13 protein-coding genes are annotated in these 17,942 nt (G+C 44.8%); 7 read left to right on the top strand and 6 right to left on the bottom strand.

Annotated features, from left to right (window positions below):
- Window positions 1-128: 128 nt before the first annotated feature.
- From addB to AC5W14_RS06405, 3 genes are all read left to right on the top strand, one after another.
- Window positions 129-3,641 carry a helicase-exonuclease AddAB subunit AddB gene (gene addB / locus AC5W14_RS06415; RefSeq protein ID WP_496193959.1) on the top strand — a complete coding sequence of 1,171 codons (3,513 nt, stop codon included), beginning with the start codon at window positions 129-131 and terminating at the stop codon, window positions 3,639-3,641.
- Window positions 3,619-7,317 (top strand): helicase-exonuclease AddAB subunit AddA, encoded by a 3,699-nt coding sequence (gene addA, locus AC5W14_RS06410; RefSeq protein ID WP_496193958.1) that lies wholly within the window; start codon window positions 3,619-3,621, stop codon window positions 7,315-7,317. Before addB ends, addA begins: the two co-directional genes overlap by 23 nt.
- Window positions 7,318-7,674: 357 nt before the next feature.
- The gene (locus AC5W14_RS06405; protein WP_496058512.1) at window positions 7,675-8,424 is read left to right on the top strand and encodes an SDR family oxidoreductase; all 750 of its coding nucleotides are present in this window, start codon (window positions 7,675-7,677) and stop codon (window positions 8,422-8,424) included.
- Window positions 8,425-8,474: 50 nt separating this feature from the next.
- Here AC5W14_RS06405 and AC5W14_RS06400 read toward each other — a convergent pair whose 3' ends face one another.
- The 5 genes from AC5W14_RS06400 to AC5W14_RS06380 form a co-directional block, all read right to left on the bottom strand.
- Complete coding sequence (locus tag AC5W14_RS06400; protein WP_496058511.1) at window positions 8,475-9,641, bottom strand: CapA family protein; 1,167 nt, start codon at window positions 9,639-9,641, stop codon at window positions 8,475-8,477.
- Between the two features lie 11 nt (window positions 9,642-9,652).
- Window positions 9,653-10,102, bottom strand: a complete 450-nt coding sequence (gene pgsC, locus AC5W14_RS06395; protein WP_120194319.1) for a poly-gamma-glutamate biosynthesis protein PgsC — start codon at window positions 10,100-10,102, stop codon at window positions 9,653-9,655.
- Window positions 10,103-11,302, bottom strand: a complete 1,200-nt coding sequence (pgsB, locus tag AC5W14_RS06390; protein ID WP_496058510.1) for a poly-gamma-glutamate synthase PgsB — start codon at window positions 11,300-11,302, stop codon at window positions 10,103-10,105.
- Window positions 11,303-11,494: 192 nt separating this feature from the next.
- Window positions 11,495-11,674 (bottom strand): hypothetical protein, encoded by a 180-nt coding sequence (locus AC5W14_RS06385; protein WP_496193957.1) that lies wholly within the window; start codon window positions 11,672-11,674, stop codon window positions 11,495-11,497.
- Window positions 11,675-11,694: 20 nt separating this feature from the next.
- Window positions 11,695-13,350 carry a gamma-glutamyltransferase family protein gene (locus AC5W14_RS06380; protein ID WP_496193956.1) on the bottom strand — a complete coding sequence of 552 codons (1,656 nt, stop codon included), beginning with the start codon at window positions 13,348-13,350 and terminating at the stop codon, window positions 11,695-11,697.
- 439 nt (window positions 13,351-13,789) lie between these two features.
- Between AC5W14_RS06380 and AC5W14_RS06375 the strand changes: the two genes are divergently transcribed.
- Window positions 13,790-14,224 (top strand): hypothetical protein, encoded by a 435-nt coding sequence (locus AC5W14_RS06375; RefSeq protein WP_496193955.1) that lies wholly within the window; start codon window positions 13,790-13,792, stop codon window positions 14,222-14,224.
- 53 nt (window positions 14,225-14,277) lie between these two features.
- Here the strand turns inward: AC5W14_RS06375 and AC5W14_RS06370 are convergent, their stop codons facing one another.
- Window positions 14,278-14,604, bottom strand: coding sequence for a hypothetical protein (locus AC5W14_RS06370; protein WP_496193954.1), 327 nt, complete (start codon window positions 14,602-14,604; stop codon window positions 14,278-14,280).
- Window positions 14,605-14,732: 128 nt separating this feature from the next.
- Between AC5W14_RS06370 and AC5W14_RS06365 the strand changes: the two genes are divergently transcribed.
- From AC5W14_RS06365 to AC5W14_RS06355, 3 genes are read left to right on the top strand one after another with little or no spacing between them, the layout of a single operon-like run.
- Window positions 14,733-16,364 (top strand): ABC1 kinase family protein, encoded by a 1,632-nt coding sequence (locus AC5W14_RS06365; protein ID WP_496193953.1) that lies wholly within the window; start codon window positions 14,733-14,735, stop codon window positions 16,362-16,364.
- A gap of 19 nt (window positions 16,365-16,383) precedes the next feature.
- Window positions 16,384-17,433, top strand: a complete 1,050-nt coding sequence (locus AC5W14_RS06360; protein WP_496058505.1) for a C45 family autoproteolytic acyltransferase/hydrolase — start codon at window positions 16,384-16,386, stop codon at window positions 17,431-17,433.
- A gap of 17 nt (window positions 17,434-17,450) precedes the next feature.
- Window positions 17,451-17,903 carry a hypothetical protein gene (locus AC5W14_RS06355; protein ID WP_496058504.1) on the top strand — a complete coding sequence of 151 codons (453 nt, stop codon included), beginning with the start codon at window positions 17,451-17,453 and terminating at the stop codon, window positions 17,901-17,903.
- The last annotated feature ends 39 nt before the right edge of the window (window positions 17,904-17,942 follow it).

Below are 17,942 nucleotides of genomic sequence, written 5' to 3'. Positions count from 1 at the left end.
AAAAAAGAAGTCATGAACGTTATAATCAAAGGCAATAATCCTTACCTTTTCCAATATTTTATATTAAAATAGTACATAGGCGAACATATGATTCTATTGAACGAAGATCCACAGAAGGGAGCATCTATATGACAGTGCATTACTTTATCGGAAGAACAGGCACAGGAAAAACGGAAACACTGCATGATCATATTATTAAAGAGTCAAAAGACAATCCTGCGGGAAAGCCGATTATTTTACTCGTTCCCGACCAGATGACATTTATATCCGAACAAAAATTAATTAAAAAGCACACGGTTGGCCTTCAGCGTGCCCAGGTGTACAGCTTTCCAAGACTGGCCCGCCGCATCCTGCAGGAGCAGGGCGGCCTTACTCACACCTTTCTGCAGAAACAGGGAATGCATGTACTATTACGCAAAGTCATGGAAGAGCATAAAACCCATTTTAAACTTTTCACTAAATCATCGGATACCCCCGGCTTTATTGAAAATATGGATATGATGCTTAAAGAGTTTCAGCGCTACAACGTGGAACCCGGTCATATTAACGATATAAAAGAACAGGCAGAACAAAAACCCATTCAAACGGCTAACGACAAAATCCTTTCTGATAAGCTGTCGGATATACTGCTGTTGTGGGAGAAAATGGAAGCAGAAATGAAAGGCCGCTTTGTAGGGTTGGAAGACTACCTTCCCATGCTCCGTGACAAGCTGCCCCATTCCCGTATGCTGGAAGGCTGCCGGATTTATATAGATGGCTTTCATTCGTTTACCCCGCAGGAAATGGAAATTCTAACGATGCTGATAGAAAAAGCAGAGCAGACGACGATAGCCCTTACGATGGATAAAGCGCATATACAACAGGACACCCATGCTTTAGACCTCTTTAAGGAGCCGGCAGAGACGTTTCATCTGCTTCAGCGTATGACCGCCGATAAAGAGCAGCAGGTCAGTATATTTGAAGCAGAAGAAGACAAAGAAGCACGGAAGCCTGATCTCAGGCATTTGGAAGCATACTTTGAGAAACGCCCAGTTCATACGATCGCACAAGCTCCGCATGTGCACATATGGAGCCCGGCCAATAAACGGGTAGAAGTGGATCATACAGCGAGAACGATTCTGGAAAAAGTAAAAGAAGACGGATACCGCTTTAAAGATATTGCCGTCATGGCACGTAACATCGGAGATTACGATGATTTACTGCAGACTTCTTTTCGGGATCACGGGATTCCGCTTTTTACAGACCAGACGAAAAAAATGGAGCATCACCCTGTGCTTGAATTTTTACGATCGGTACTGGAATGGCTTACAGAAAGCTGGCGTTATGAAGCCGTATTTCGTGCCGTAAAAACAGACATGTTTTTCCCGGTTTCAAAGGACTGGGAATCATGCCGTAAAGACATGGACCGGCTGGAAAACTATGTTCTGGCGTATGGAATTAAAGAAAAACATTGGAAAAGCAAAGAAAACTGGTCTTTTTCCCGGTTCCGTACGTCGGCCGGAGAATATTATGAACGATCCCGCGCAGAAGAAGAAATAGAACAGCTGATTAATGAACAAAAAGAAATGATTAAAGACCAGGTAATGCCGCTGGAAAAACGATTAAAAAAAGGAACAACGGTGGAAGCCTATACCGCTGCGGTGTACCGCTTTCTAGAGGAGCTGGATATTCCGGCAAAACTGGAAAAACTAAGGGATTTGGCGCTGGAACATAACGATCTGACAAAAGCGGGGGAACACGAGCAGGTATGGAGTGAACTGATGGAGCTGTTTGATCAAATTGTAGAAGTAGCAGGCGATGAAAAAATGAGCATGACCCGCTACCGGAAACTGCTGGAAGCAGGGCTGGAAAGCCTGTTATTCCGGTTGGTTCCACCGGCGGTTGATCAGGTGAGTGCTGCCGACATGGAGCGCTCGCGCCTCGAAGATGTAAAACTGCTCTTTGTACTTGGCGTAAATGAAGGAATTATCCCGTCCACGATGGAAGAGGATGGGATTCTTGGAGACGAAGACCGCAGATGGTTTCAGGAAAGCGGGGTTTCCCTCGCACATACGTCGAGCCAGAAACTGTTAAATGAATCTTTTCTCGTATACAGGGCTCTGAGCCTGCCCTCCAGGGAGCTGTATGTCAGCTATCCGCTTGCCAATGAAAAAGGAGAGGCGCAGCAGCCTTCTATTCTCATCAGCCAGATAAAAGATATGATGCCCGGCCTGCAGGAAGAATTTGTGTATGCAGAGCCGCAGGAATTCCAGTCAAAAGAGCAGGAAGCAATGTTTGTCCACTCATCCAGACGAACACTGTCCCAGCTGATTTACCAGCTGCAGCGATGGAAGGCGGGAGAAGCGATATCCGATTTATGGTGGGGCGTGTATAACTGGTATGCACAGAGTCCGGCAGCGCATCCTGATTTTGTTAAAGGCATGGAAAGCATTTTTTATAAAAATAAAGCTTACCCACTTACTGAACAGATGAGCACTCAGCTGTACGGAACGTCTTTGAAAGCAAGTGTATCCAGAGTAGAACAGTTTGAAAAATGTGCCTTTGCCCATTTTGCCTCCTACGGCCTGAGGCTGAAAGAGCGGGATACGTATACGCTGGAAGCACCGGATATCGGCCAGTTTTTTCATGCAGCCTTAAAAGATATGACAGAAGCCATTCAAAGCGAAGGAAAAGAATGGAAAGATGTAACAGAACAGGAATGCATCGAGAAAGCCGCCCATGCAGTAGACCAGCTTGCACCAAAAGTCCAGCGGGAAATTCTTTCCAGCAGTGCCAAGCACGCTTTTGTGCAGAAAAAGCTGCAGGAGACGATCACAAGAGCGTCTCTTGTAATGAGAAAACAGTCTATACAGTCTGCGTTTTCCCCGATCGCTTTAGAAGTAGCGTTCGGCGAACATCAGGACCTTCCGCCAATGACGTTTACGCTTGAGAATGGCACGAAGATGGAGATAGCAGGAAGAATTGACCGCGTGGACAGAGCGGAGGGGCCGGACGGTGTGCTGCTCCGCGTCATTGATTACAAGTCGAGTGTGAAAGACATCCGCCTGAGCGAGGTGTACTTTGGACTGGCTCTGCAGATGCTCGTTTATCTGGATATAGTAATGACCTACGCAGAAGAGTGGATTGGGGAAAAAGCCGATCCGGCCGGTATCCTCTATTTTCATATCCATGATCCATTTGTAAACGTAGAGGATGATTCAGCAGATGATATCGAAGAACGGTTGTTTAAAGAGTATAAAATGAAAGGTCTTATTGCAGATGATGAAGAATCGGTCCGCCTGATGGACACGGATTTAAAGGAAGGGCATTCGACGACCATTCCTGCCAGAATGAAAAAAAGCGGAGAGCTCTCCAAAACCAAATCCACAATCAGCCGGGAGAATTTCCAGGCGGTCCACCAGTTTATCCAGAAGAAGCTGCTGGAAGCCGGAGAGCGTATTATGCATGGAGCTGTAGAGATAAATCCCTACAAAATTGGAAACGATACAGCCTGTACGTTCTGTTCTTTCAAAGCCGTCTGCCAGTTTGACCAGCAGTTTGAAGCAAATCATTTCAGAGTATTAAAGGCAGACGATAAGACGATTAAAAAAGAGTTACTCGGAGAGGGGGAGTCATCTGATGAAAAGAACAAGAAAGGCTAAGCCGGATAATGTCCGTTGGACAGACAGCCAATGGGAAGCTGTTTCCGGAAGCGGAGCGGACACGCTCGTTGCAGCTGCTGCAGGAAGTGGAAAAACGGCTGTCCTGGTGGAGCGGGTTATTCAAAAGGTGATCGACGAAGAAAGCGGCATTGATATTGACCGCCTGCTTATTGTGACTTTTACAAATGCCGCTGCCGCCGAGATGAAAACCAGAATCGGTAAAGCGCTGGAAAAAGAAATACAGGAAAAACCGGGTTCGCTTCACCTGCGCAGGCAGCTATTTTTACTAAATAAAGCCCAAATTTCCTCACTGCACTCTTTTTGCATGAGCGTCATCCGCAGGCATTACTTTCAGGTTGAACTCGACCCGAAGTTCCGCGTATTGGATGAAACCGAAGGGGAATGGATGAAAGAAGAAATACTCGAACAAATTCTGGAAGAAAAATACGAACAGCCGGAAAGCAGCTTTTTCATTCAGGCAGCTGATTCTTACAGCGGCAATCGAAATGACGAAAGGCTGCGCCAGCTGATCCGAAGGCTTTATGATTTCTCGCGGGCCCATCCGGATCCGGACCGCTGGCTCCAGGAAATGAGCAGCCAGTATGAAACGCTCAGCGGGGATAATTTAAATGAACATCCGTGGTCCCGGGAAATTATCCAGGAAATCCGTATTACGCTTGAAGGGGCACTTCGAATGCTTCACCGTGCCGAAGAACTGACGAACGCCCCGTCCGGTCCGTTTCCTTATGCTGAGGCGATCCGCTCCGATATTGAACAGCTTTCAATTATTAAAGACTACGACACGCTGGAGCAGCTTTATGCCGGTGTTCATGCGGTTCTGCCTGCGGGACTGAAGCCTATTACGAAAAAACATGATGTGGATGAATCGTTAAAGGTGGAAGCAAAGCAGCTGCGGGATAAAGCAAAAGAAATTGTGAAAAATACAAAAGAACTGCTGTACCAATCTCCGGAAAAAATGCTGGAAGACATGCATTTTATGGTTCCGGCAGTGAAGGAACTGACGCTTGCTGCCGAGGAGCTGAACAGCCGTTTTACGGAGAATAAACGGGAAAAAGGGGTGGCTGATTTTTCCGATCTGGAACACTTAACCCTGCAGATTCTACGGGATCAATCAGGCAGTGTACAGGCATCCGCCTATTATCAGAATCATTTCCAGGAAGTGCTTGTTGATGAGTACCAGGATACAAACTACGTACAGGAAGCAATCCTTCAGCTGGTGGCGGCACCGGACCGGCTGTTTATGGTGGGGGATGTAAAGCAGAGTATTTATCGGTTCCGGCTGGCTGAACCCGGCCTGTTTATCGATAAATACGAACGCTATACAACAGAAGACTCAGAAAATGGCTGGAAAATTAATCTCGATAAAAACTTCCGCAGCCGCAAAAACGTTATTGATGCCTCTAATTTTATTTTCCGGCAGCTGATGGACAAAGATATTGGTGGAATTGCCTATGATGCAGAAGCTGCTCTTAAACAGGGAAATGAAGGGTTCAAAACAGAAGCAGACCCTACGGCAGATATTGCTGTTATTAACCGGGGTACCCCTCTTTCCGGTATGGAAGTGGAAGAATCAGAGGAAGATACAGAAAAAGCCGTACTGGAAGCACGTTACATTGCCGGCCGCATCCATCAAATGATGGAAGAGAAAAAACAGGTTATCGATGACCGGACAGGAGAACCGCGCCCGGTCCGCTACAATGATTTTGTCATTCTGATGCGTTCTATGGCCTGGTCCACAGCGATGATGGAAGAGTTCCGTGAACTGCAGATACCCGTGTATGCAGAGCTTCGGACCGGTTATTTTAAAGCAGTTGAAATTCATATTGTGCTGTCGCTTCTGCATGTGATTGATAACCCGATTCAGGATATTCCGCTGGCAAGCGTGCTCCGTTCCCCAATCGGCCAGTTCAGCGAAGAAGAGATGGCAGAGATACGGATGGCTGATACAGGGGGCACCTATTATGATGCGCTGCTGGCTGCAGCGGAAACCGCTTCCTGCAAAGAAAAAATTCATACTTTTTTAAAGACGCTGGAAGAATGGCGGACATACTCCCGTCAGGAGTCGCTGCCTGAATTTATTTGGCGGGTACTTCAGGAAAGCGGCTATTATGACTTTACGGGAGGACTCCCCGGCGGAAAACAAAGACAGGCGAATCTGCTGGCTCTGTACGACAGGGCACGGGCTTATGAGCAGACTTCTTTTAGAGGATTATTCCGCTTTCTCCGGTTTGTCGAACGGCTTCAGGAAAAAGGAGACGATATGGGAACCGCTCGTACCCTTGGAGAAAAAGAAGAAGTAGTCCGGCTGATGACAATTCATAAAAGCAAAGGGCTTGAATTTCCAATCGTCTTTCTCTCCGGATTAAGCAAGGATTTTAATATGCGTGATATGTACAACGATATTCTTCTTCATCAAAATTTAGGAATCGGCACCAAATATATTAATCCGTCCAAACGAATTGTGAAAACATCCCTTCCCCAGGCAGCCATCAAAATCAGGGAAAAAAAAGAACTGCTGGCAGAAGAAATGAGAATGCTGTATGTAGGATTAACGCGGGCGAAAGAGCAGTTTGTTTTAGTAGGTACAGTTAAAGATGCAGTATCGGATTTTTCTAAATGGGCTGTCACAGCGGCTCAGGCCGGAGAGACGCTTTCGGCATTTGACAGACTTCAGGCTAAAACGTTTTTTGACTGGATTATGCCGGCCGTTCTTCGTCACGCCGATCACGCAAAATGGCAGGAATCATCACGGATGGATTTTCTAATGGACGCCTCCAGCTGGAACGTAGAAGTGATTGAACAGCATACATTGACTGGAGAAAGGGAAGAGCCCGAGCAGTTAAACATGCAGGAAAAAGAAGCGCTCGTTCACCTTGATCCTGTACCGGGCTATACCGCGGAAAATGAAGGCGTCAGCGCAAGAATGAACTGGGAATATCCGTATGCCGACACAGTAGTACTGCGCTCCAAGCAAACCGTGAGCGAATGGAAGCAGGCTATTTCTGACCCTTACAGCGAACAGCCGGCCGTTCAGACCGGCTTCCGCTCAGCCGGAGCGGAGCGGCCCCGGTTTCTTCAGGAAAAAACAGTAACTCCTCAGGAAAGAGGAACTGCTTTTCATATACTAATGGAACATGTGCTTTTGGAAGAGCCTGTCACTACAGCGGATTTGACCCAGCTTAAAACCCAACTTGTGGAAGGAAACTGGCTCACGAAAGAACAGGCGGAAGTAATAGAAGAAAGCAAAGTTATGCCTTTTTTTGAGAGCCGTCTCGGCCAGGCGCTGATCCGCTCCACAGACGTCTGGCGTGAGGTACCCTTTACTTACGGGCGTCCTATACCTGAATCTGGTGGAGAAGACATAACGGTTCTCCAGGGGATGGCTGACTGTGTTTTTCGAAATGAACATGGTGATCTCGTGCTTATCGATTACAAAACAGACCGTTTGTCCAATGTAGAAAACAAAACCCGGGAAGAACACATGGCAGGTATGAAAGAAAAATATCAATTTCAGCTGGATGTGTATAAAGAAGCCCTTTCTGCCATATGGGGAGAGCCTGTGCAGGAATCGTATATCTACGCATTTGACCAGGAGCTGATCATCCCTATGAAAGAAAAAGGCGCATTATACGAAGATTCGACACACGGACTATGAACTGCCTATCAGCATACAAGTAAATGATCGAATCCCATGACCTGCATGGATAGCAGCATATTCTTCCCGTATCGGTCAGTTGAATCGCCTACAGGAGAAAAAGAATCAATTAATTAAACCAAAGATAATAAAATCCTATACCAGACGTGGGAAAGCAGCAGAGTGGAACAGCATTGTCCTGATTTATTAAGAAATGCAGAACAAATTTTTCGAGCACCTGTGGATGATACGAACCGATAAAAATGGAAGCAAATCTTTCATTTTTATTACATTATAAAAAAATTAAGCAATTAAGGTTAACAGCGAAAAAAAGTGGGAAAGGTAGGGAGGTAACCAAAAATAATGGAGTGATAAAAGATGAGTAATTGGAATGGCAAAACAATCATTATTACCGGTGCAAGCAGCGGTATTGGAGAAGCAACAGCAGAACGTTTTGTAAAAGAAGGAGCTAACGTTGTATTAGCTGCCAGAAGAGAAGATAGACTTAAAGAGCTGCAAAACAAGCTGAACGGCGGAAGCGGCAAAGCAGTATACAAAACCACAGATGTAACATCTGAAAAAGAAATGAAAGAGCTGGCGGAATTTGCTATAAATGAGTTTGGGCAAATTGATGTATTGTTTAATAATGCAGGCCTGATGCCGCTTTCATTTATGAAGAATACAAAAGTGGATGAATGGGACCAAATGGTCGATGTGAACATCAAAGGAGTATTATATGGTGTAGCAGCCGTTCTTCCGCACATGATAGAGCGCAATGAAGGACATATCCTGACGACGTCTTCTGTAGCCGGTCATGAAGTAATGCCGACCGGAGCCGTATACTGCGGTACTAAATTTGCGGCACGTATCATTATGGAAGGCATGGGCAAGGAACTTGCGGAAAGCAATATCCGCACTACTTCTATTTCCCCGGGTATTGTGGAGACAGAGCTAACTGATACAATTACAGACGAGGATGCCATGTCTTTCCTAAAAGACGGTATTGGTCTTGGTTCCATGACGCCACTTGCAAGTGAAGATATAGCAGAGGGCGTATTTTACGCTGTTAACCAGCCGCCTCATGTTGATGTAAATGAAATAATCATCCGCCCGACAAACCAAGGCTAAAAAATTAACGTAAAAAAAGGGAGACGCGATTTTTCGCGTTTCCCTTTTTGTTATGGCTGGCTGTCTTCTAAAACGTGGGAATGATCTACTTCAAAAATGAGTCGTTCATCGTTTTCTACGATAGCTTCCTCATTTGTTGTATCTTTTGTCAACTGACGGAAAATACGGAAACGGTGGACAAATTCAGTTAATCCTTCAACGGGACGCGGCTGTGCCTCAAAAATACGATAAGGTTTAAACTCAACGCGTGCCGTGCCGTCTTCCATTAATTCATATTCTGCCACTGCGCTGTCTCGTGTACGAGTCCAGCCCTGGTCAAAAATAAAGTTACCCATTGAATACATGATTAAGGTGTCGTTGTAAACATCTACAGATTGAAGCACGTGCGGGTGATGGCCTATGACAATATCCGCACCGGCATCAGCAATGGCCTGGGCCAGTTCCTGCTGACGGGTCGTAGGGGAGCTGTCATACTCCTGGCCGGCGTGAAGGTGTACTACTACCAGATCAGCTTCTTCCTGAGCCTCTTGGATCGCCGGAATGAATTCCTCCGGGTCCGATGTTAATACACCGGGGGAATCAGGACCGGGCTGCTCCATAGCAGAATAGGTAATATCGTTTACACCTAGTGTGGCGACGTTAAGGCCGTTGTATTCTCCTAAAGAATAACCGGATGCCTCGACTTCGTTTCTGCCGGCACCAACAGCTGTAATAGAAGAGTCGTCGAAAGCATTCATTGTGTTTGTAAGACCCTCCTGCCCATAATCGAGCATATGGTTATTAGCGAGGTTTACTGTTGAGAAATTATATGCTTCGAGCGCTTGTATAGCTTCAGATTGTGCACTCAGGTGGATAATTTTATCCGCCTCCGGCACATCATCGCCTTCATCTACGATTGGATTTTCAAAGTTTCCTGTCATGTAGTCCACCTGATTAAATAAATCTCCGGTGTACTGAAATAATGCTTCATAGCCATCCCGTGTGGCTACTTCCTCCACGTGGCGGCCCATCATCATGTCTCCAACCATAGCAGCGGAAAACACCGATTCATTTGATACTCGGTCCGTGCTGCTTTCAGCAGGGGGTTCAGCGATTCGGATAACGGTGATTAGTACTATGCAGATGATGATTGCAATAATAGCATGCCGAAATCCTTTCTTTTTTTCTTGTTTTGTTAAAGCGAGTACACGCTCTTTAAAACTCCATTTTTTTCTCATGTGTATAACCCCTAAATCAGATAGTAGAGTGTAATAATGACAAACGTTGCAGCCGTTAATACAATCGTGCTTGCTACCGTAGGGATAACACCCTGACGCTGCATAGCATTTGCAATGAGTCCGGGAACAATAACACCAAGTCCTCTAAATTCATATATTTCAAAGGGGAGTATGGGGTAAAAGTAATCAAATAATAGTTTGAGCACAATTCCTGTACACAACATCGCAGCAAATTTTCTGCGGCCGTAAAGTACCATAAAGCGTGAAAGACCGTACGTAACAATCAAATAAGTGAACAAGCTGACTAGGAAGATAACAAGCAAAAATACAGGCTGGTCGAATACAAGGGCAAGGTAGCCCGGCACAATAAGGCCGGCCGGCATAATGCCGGTGCGTTCTGCATAAATGAGACTAAGTACGACTCCTACCACTAAAGCAATATATAAATCTGTTCCAAACAATTAAATGGCCTCCTCGCCGACATTTCTCTCTATTACATCAGGAGAATTTCTTAATTCCTCCATGAATAGTTCGCCCATTCCATGGATGTTTCCGACTCCGTAAATAGTAGAGCCGTTGGCTTCTCTTTTTACTGTTTCTAAAATCATTTCACGGTTTTCTGCTTCTAGGTTAATGACACGGTTATAAGGCAGAAGGCCTTTTTCCATTGCTTTCAAAGCAGGGTAGACGTTACGTCCAATTAACACAAGCTTATTAGCTGGAAGGTAGGGAAGCACGTTTTCGCAGAAATCTTTTGTGCGGTCTACACGATCTTCCCGGCAGTTCATAATAATCATAGTATCGTCTTTCATAAACGCCGAATCTTTAAGGCGGTCCCAAATCGATAAAGTAGAATGGGCATCGTTGGCAGCAAATCCATTAATCATAAAGGATGGCTCTTTTCCGGCCTGGGCGAGCGAAAGAATTCTAAGCGCGCCGGGGTCTGGATTGGCACGAAGCATGCCGCGCAGTGCCGTTTCTTTATCAATTCCTACCGCCTTAGCTACAGCAAGAGGAATAGTTATATTTTCAGGGAAAACCATGTACGAAAACTTTTGAAGAAATCCTTCCGGGATTTCATCTTCGTCCGCAACAAATACTTCCGTGTTGCGCTCTTTAGCTATTTTGGAAAAGAGATCGTAATAAGGACCTTTTCCGATAATCAATTTTCCGTTATACGGAATAGTTGTAGTGAAGCCATCTGCTACGTGATCAAGCGAGGGACCCATAATATCCATATGATCCTCATATACATTTAGAATAACGCCGATGTTGGCTTTCAGGAAATCCTGCTGCAGAATCCGCTGGTATTCCGGGTTGATGGCCATACATTCAGAAACAAAAGCTTCGGCTCCTTTGGAAGAAGCTTTTTGAAGCATGAATTTCTGTTCTTTAATGTTGGCTCCTTCAGGTTTTCGGATAATAGGTTTTTCCGAGCGGTCCCAATATATCATTCTTGCTTCCGTACCGGTTGTTTTACCGATCGTTTTGTAATTTGCTTCGGTCAGGATACCGGTAATAAGCCGGGTTACCGTTGATTTACCTCTTATGCCGTTTACGTTAATACGCAGAGGGATTTTATCAATTTCCCGGTCGTGTTTACGTTTTTCCAACAGGCCTATTAACACGAGCACTAAACAGGCCAAAATGATTAAAAGCATGTTTTTCTCCTCCTCATGATTTCAAGAAGAGCCCTACAGGAAGTTTTTACACATAAGGAAAGTGTCTCTACTATAGTATGTACAGAAGAGACACCTACGTCTGTGAAGCGAAACGATTTCAGGCTTTTACTTGTTCTAGCTGGACTATCCTCTTGTAACAAACTTGTATGCAGCGTGGAACAGCCTAAAGGCTTATTCCGAATCGCTGAACAAATCGCTGCTTTCTTCTTCGTAAAGCTGGGAGTCGATGTATTCCTGTTCCTGGTGAGTTAACACTTCATCAGATTTAAAGAAATACATAAAGAATACAAGAGCAACCAAAAACACGTAGGGGAATACTTTCATCATTACTTTTTTTGAGTGTATTAACACATCTGTTTCCTTCTTTCTTATTAATTAATATCGTAGGCTCCACCGCGTCTGTCGTCAGAAATGCCTTCCATTGTTTCCTCTTCATTGTTTCGGACAAGGCCGGTCATGTTCCCAAAGTACGTAGCGACCGACTGGACTTCTGTCTGGTAGCCGTAAGCTTCGAGATCTTCAATCAGCTGGTCATTTGCCATGCGCTCTTCTATATGAATCAAGTCTACTTCCGGATGGAACCTTCCGTGATCTACGGAATCCTGAACACTTTCATCCGTGTAGGCCTGTCTTAGCAGAAATTCCACTATTGAGCTTGGAATACGGTCTCCGCCCGGAGAACCGAGTCCCATAACGGAGGAATTGTTTTCCCCTTGAATAATAGTCGGAGCCATAAAGCTTCTTGGACGCTTGCCTTCTTCAAGAAAGTTAGGTGACTCGGGATCATCACTGTAGTTGCCGAGCTGGCTGTTCATCCAGGCCCCGTCTATATAGTTTCCGGAACCAAAGAAGTTACCAAGGGTATTCGTAGCTGAGATCGTTTGACCTTCTTCATCCATAATAACAAAATGAGTGGTACTTGTGTGCTCAACTCCATCATGTTCGTCTAAAGCAGTGACATTGTCAAGTCTGCTTTCCTGAACAAAATCTGCACGGTTCTCGATATAAGTGCTGCCTGTTAGTAATTCTACATCTACTTCCTCAAACGCAGGGTCACCTAATCGATTCAAACGATTAAAGTACGCCTGTCTCGTAATTTCGCTTACGAGCCTTACGTATTCCGCTTCGTTATCTATGACATCTCCGGCATTTAAATATTCGGCCATGCCAAGCATTTGGATAATGGTAATGCCGGAAAGAGGAGGTGCGGCTGAATAAACGGTGCTGCCTTCAAATTCGCCGGCCGCCGCTTCAGTTTCAGCTACCGTATAATTCTGCAGGTCAGCAGGTTCAATATGTGCTACATCCGTACTAATCTGGTTGGCAATTTCGCCTTCATAAAAATCATCCAGTCCATTTTCCTGAAGCGTACGCAGCGTTTGAGCAAGTTCAGGCTGTACGAGTGTTTCACCTTCCTGAATTGGTTCATTGTTAGGGAAAAAGTTTTCGGGCAGAGGTCCATTTACCATGATCCTATCCTTAGCATAGGTAAGCCTGTTGGCAAGCGTGTTATCCACTTCAAAGCCGTTTTCAGCGTAATCGATCGCCGGCTGCAGAAGATCTTCCATTGGAAGCTCTCCGTGCTGCTCGTGAATCGTCTGCATGCCTTTTACGAATCCGGGTACGCCGATTTGATCAGCAGGATTGGTGCTTGTGGCGGTTTCCCGGTAATCGTAATATGTAGGCACATCTGCAGCTGACGGCATGTACATCATGCCGCCGCCGCCGCCGATACCAGAGCCGAACGGTTCTGTTACTCCAAGTGCGAAAGACACAGCGACTGCTGCATCAACAGCATTCCCACCCTGATCCAGTATGGCCATCCCGGTATCAACGGCCTGCTGGTTGGACGAACTCACCCCGTACCCTTCATAATCATCCAACGAGTATTCCTGATCAGGTGAAGACTCGTTATTTGAATCATCAGCACTTTCATTTGAACTGTTAAAGCCGAAAAAGTATACGAGGATCCCAATTACAATGAGAGCAGCAAGTATATTTGTTATGTTTTTAGCATTCCACGTCATATACGTCTTCCCTTCAATAAATATTCACTATTTTATATACTAACAATATTTCTGCTAAAATACTATTTTAATTTGATTAAACTTTATGTCTTTTAGGTGGATTTTTAAGATGGGAACGATTATTGAATAATCTGAAACAATATAATGAAGAAAACGAGTATATAAATGTGATTATTTGAAGGAAAAGAGACCTTGTGTGCTCCTGATTATTTCGGTTTTGTTACGTACTGCCGCTGTTATGAAATATATATACCGTATTATAAAGTAAAAAGGGGATATTTCCCACCTGTTTGAATACGCTTTCTTTACGTTTTTGTAAAATCATCGACAACCACTTTGAGGTTGTGGTACATTAATGTAACAACATTATATTCTGAATTTTCTCTAGTAAGGGAAAATTCATAATGCGGTGTAGAGTAAGTTTGAAGGAGGGATTTACATGCCAGTTAAAGAAAATCAACATACGCTGGTGGTAGAAAAAGCTAAAGAGCTCTGCAGCGCCATGGAACTTAAAGGGTGGGCCAGTACAAAATTTGTGCCAACACCGCCCTACGGACTAACTCTTATTAGCACAACAGGCTGCAGAGCCTGGTTTGGTAAACGCTGGGGAATGATTTGTGATGATATGGATGATCACTTGAAAATTGTCCTTGATATCCCTAAAGGCCGAATTGACGCAGAACAAGTCAGCAAGAGGCTCCAGCTTCCTGTAGTAAATGAAAAAGCTGAAAAAAGCAGTGTAGAAGTAATTGATAATCGCGACAGGCATACGATTATTATTTATTTATTTACCGAGGAATTAAAAGGCACAGAATTCAAAAATAGTGATATCACAGAACTTGTGAGTGATGTAAGACGCTGGTCCTGCCTGTAATAAAAGCAAATAGATAAAAAACATCAGTCCCCGGGGTCTGATGTTTTTTGCTGTTAGGAAGAAGACTGATTATGCGTGTAAACCCGCGCCGACGCGGCAGCGGCTGTCAAAATAGTTAAAATAACAGCCGGCCATAGAAAAGTGGAGCCTTCTATAATAGGGAGCAGAATAAACCCAATAGTTAAAATAACAGTGCCGGCGGCAGCAGCTGCTGAGCTTACGTGAGGATAGAAAAGCAGAAATCCTGCCATACTTACAGCAAAGAAGAAAAGTACTGCAGAAGCATATGGGTAAAGGCGCATTTCTTCAATAGATACAACCAGTGCAGCTAAAGCGCCAACGAATATAAAAAGCAGAATAAACCGATCACGAAGGGCCATGTAAAGACCTCCCATCCCACACATTCATATTAGTAAGAAAATTCATGTTTCTATGATACCATAATATAACAGAAGCAGAAGCTCTAGACGGTGTACTGCCGGAAAATGAGGGGATTCCCGTGAAATTTATGTCCTGGTATCGTATTATTACTATTTTAACAATGAGCATTTCTATGTTTTTAAAAGTAATATGGTTTAAAAAACGTCATGCGAAACAGTGGGATGAAGCAAAGTGGAGGGAGCTGCTGCGCAGGCAGGCCTCAATTTACCGGAACAAAGCGCTGGAACTGGAAGGTTTGTTAATTAAACTGGGCCAGTTTTTAAGCACCCGTGCGGATATTCTGCCAAAAGAGTTCATAGATGAATTATCTGATTTAATTGACCGTGTGCCTCCGGAAAAATGGGAAGACTGTATGGAAATAATAGAGACAGAGTGGCAGAGTAATATATATGACCACCTTACATCTATTGATACCAATCCGGTAGCAGCAGCATCAATCGGACAGGTATATAAAGCCGTGCTTGCTGATGGGAGGGAAGCGGCAGTAAAAGTCAGGCGTCCAGGTATCGAAAAGATTATCAGGGCCGACTTTAAAGCGCTCCGCATGGTAATGGCGCTTGCTGACCGATTTACGAAAATCGGGGATTCTACAGACATGAAGCGCCTTTATAAAGAAATAGAAGATGTAATCGGCGATGAGTTGAACTTTTATAAAGAATATAAAAATGCGATGAACTTTAGTGAACGCTACAAAGATTCCGAACAATTTTTCATCCCGGTGTATGAAGAGTCGCTCTGTACGGAAAAAGTTCTCGTAATGGAGTGGATAGATGGCGTGAAAGTGACTGATACGGCATTTATCGAAAAATACGGGCTCCCAAAAGAGGAACTGGCGCTTCGTTTATTAACAGGATTTCTGGAGCAGGCTCTAAAGCCGGGAAAGTTTCACGCCGATCCTCATCCGGGAAACATTTTTTTAAACAAAGATGGTACATTCTGGCTGATTGATTTTGGAATGGCAGGAACGATTACGCCGGCCCAGGCCGTCTCCCTTCGTAAAATTGTAGCGGGGTTTGTGTTTGACCGCTATCAGGATTCCATCGAAGCTATGGGAGAGCTGGGCTTTCTGCTTGATCATGCCGACAAAGACCGGCTCAAAGAAAAATTTGAAGAACTGATGGACCGTTATTTTCAAGAAGATATGTCGCAGTGGGATGAACAGAAAGTGGAAGCGTACCTCGAAGATATCCAGGACTTAATGAAAAAAGAACCAATCCAGATGCCGAGCGAATTTGCTTTTCTCGGACGGGCCGTGTCTACTTTAATCGGTGTTTTATATATTATTGATCCGGAGCTGGATTTAATTGAAGCATCTAAACCCCCGGTAATGGAATGGATTATTGCCAACCAGGAGGATGTGGGAGGCGTTGGTAACGGCTGGCAGGGGATTGTAAAAGATTATGCCCGGCCGCTGCTTTCCGCTCCGTCAGACCTGCAGGCGTATCTACGGGCACCTGATAAAAAAAGAGTGTCAGAAGAAAGACAGAAACAATTTACGTTTGAATATTCTCTGCATCTGCAGAATCGTCTGTTTCTATTTATAAGCTTTTGGCTGCTGGCAGCGGGAGGGATTCTGTTTGCATCCTTCACGCTCTGGATTCCTGCCGCCGCTGCATCTGCAGCTTCTCTTTTCAGCCTGATCTGGATTTGGAGAGCAGGAAATGCTTTTCGATACCGTACAAAACAATGGAATAGATAAAAGTTTTAAGGAGTCTGCCATGAAAATGATAAATATGCCGCTTCGCGCTTATCGGGGCAGTTATTACGATATTGGACGCGAGCAGGGCAGAGAGTGGAAGGATACATTAATTGAGAAGGTACACTGGAAACGGCGTGAAAAATCAACGAGGCGGTACAGCATTGATTTTAAAGATACGAAACAGCTTCTAAATCGTTACTCCAGCGGTATTTGGGATGAGTTGGAAGGAATCTCGGAAGAGCTGAAATGGCCTTTATACGATGTGGTGCATGAATACAGCGGCTACCAGGGAGACCGGGTGCGTGCCGGCTGCAGTGCGTTAATGGTCAATGGCATCTATGCAAGAAATTACGATTACTTTCCAAAAACATATGAAGGCCGGATGATGATGCATCAGCCGGAAGATGGAATTGCTACATTTGGTTTTTCCCAGCGTATGGTTGGGCGTACAGATGGTATGAACGAGTTTGGCCTGGCAATCGGGTATCATTTTGTGCACCGTATTAAGCCGGAAGAGGGTTTTGTCTGCTCGAATATCTGCCGGATGGTACTTGAAAACTGCCGCACTACAGAGGAAGCGGTTCAGTTTTTAAAAGAAGTGCCGCACCGCCATTCTTTTAATTATTCAATGTATGATGCGGGCGGACGGCGTGCCGTAGTAGAAGCATCGCCCCGAAAGCTTGCGGTCAGGCAGGAAGATGACTTTTGGTGTACCAATCATTTTGTGACCGAAAGGCTGCAGGAAGAGAACCGCCATTTTTTAAAAGATTCATACCGCAGGGAAAAGATTTTCAAATCGATGGACTTATCCAGGGTGCAGGCTCTTGAGCTGTTTTACTTGTTTAATCATGAGGGGAAGGGAATTTACACAAACGATTACAAAAACTGGTCAGGCACGATCCATACCGCTGTTTATGTACCGCAGACCCTCTCTATTCATGTAGGAATTGGAGGCAACAGGCCCCCTGTTCAAATCCCTTTCCGGGAGTTTTTAAATGGAGAGCGTGTTTATATTAAAACGATTAAAGGGCAGATGGATACAGAACTTGATTTTCCTTTTAATTGGTAGAGGGGTGAGTGCAGAATATGAATGAAAGACAGGCATACGATATGCTTCGCAGTGTGTACACAAATGAATTAATGATGAATGAAAAGCGGCAGGTGCTGAAAGTAGTATACCGGCATCTGGAAGAACAGGCTGCTGAACTGGCTGTGGAAAAAGAGCTGGCAGCAGAAGCAGGGAAAAAAGTAAAACGTTACAAAGAGTATGCCTATATGCCGGGAAATACATTGTTGAAGTCTGTTCAATTCGTCTTTAATACGGCAAGAGGAGATCCTACTGCCGGGGAACCGGATGTCATGATTCACGTACAGCGCATATACAAAGCGCTGTATCAGGCCCCCGCAGCAAGAGCACCTGTGATTCCTGATTATTTCTGGAGAACACCCCTCGGTGTGGCCTGTTTAACTGCCGAACACGGGATAACGGCGGTGTATGGCATCATAGAGGAACTTGAGCAGATAGAGAAGACCGAATAAAAATAGTAGGAAACGTTCTTGTTAAGTGTTACAATGAGA

The sequence above is a fragment of the Sinobaca sp. TMA16-18 genome (assembly GCF_059510535.1).
The sequence above is the reverse complement of the archived record's forward strand: the minus strand, read 5'-3'. Positions and strand labels throughout refer to the sequence as shown.

Excerpts from the sequence above, each read along its gene's own strand:
- AC5W14_RS06365 (WP_496193953.1), top strand. The coding sequence starts at position 14,733 with ATGTCCTGGTATCGTATTATTACTATTTTAACAATGAGCATTTCTATG.
- addA (WP_496193958.1), top strand. The coding sequence starts at position 3,619 with ATGAAAAGAACAAGAAAGGCTAAGCCGGATAATGTCCGTTGGACAGAC.
- AC5W14_RS06405 (WP_496058512.1), top strand. The coding sequence starts at position 7,675 with ATGAGTAATTGGAATGGCAAAACAATCATTATTACCGGTGCAAGCAGC.
- AC5W14_RS06360 (WP_496058505.1), top strand. The coding sequence starts at position 16,384 with ATGAAAATGATAAATATGCCGCTTCGCGCTTATCGGGGCAGTTATTAC.
- AC5W14_RS06375 (WP_496193955.1), top strand. The coding sequence starts at position 13,790 with ATGCCAGTTAAAGAAAATCAACATACGCTGGTGGTAGAAAAAGCTAAA.
- addB (WP_496193959.1), top strand. The coding sequence starts at position 129 with ATGACAGTGCATTACTTTATCGGAAGAACAGGCACAGGAAAAACGGAA.
- pgsB (WP_496058510.1), bottom strand. The coding sequence starts at position 11,302 with ATGCTTTTAATCATTTTGGCCTGTTTAGTGCTCGTGTTAATAGGCCTG.
- AC5W14_RS06370 (WP_496193954.1), bottom strand. The coding sequence starts at position 14,604 with ATGGCCCTTCGTGATCGGTTTATTCTGCTTTTTATATTCGTTGGCGCT.
- AC5W14_RS06355 (WP_496058504.1), top strand. The coding sequence starts at position 17,451 with ATGAATGAAAGACAGGCATACGATATGCTTCGCAGTGTGTACACAAAT.
- AC5W14_RS06380 (WP_496193956.1), bottom strand. The coding sequence starts at position 13,350 with ATGACGTGGAATGCTAAAAACATAACAAATATACTTGCTGCTCTCATT.
- AC5W14_RS06400 (WP_496058511.1), bottom strand. The coding sequence starts at position 9,641 with ATGAGAAAAAAATGGAGTTTTAAAGAGCGTGTACTCGCTTTAACAAAA.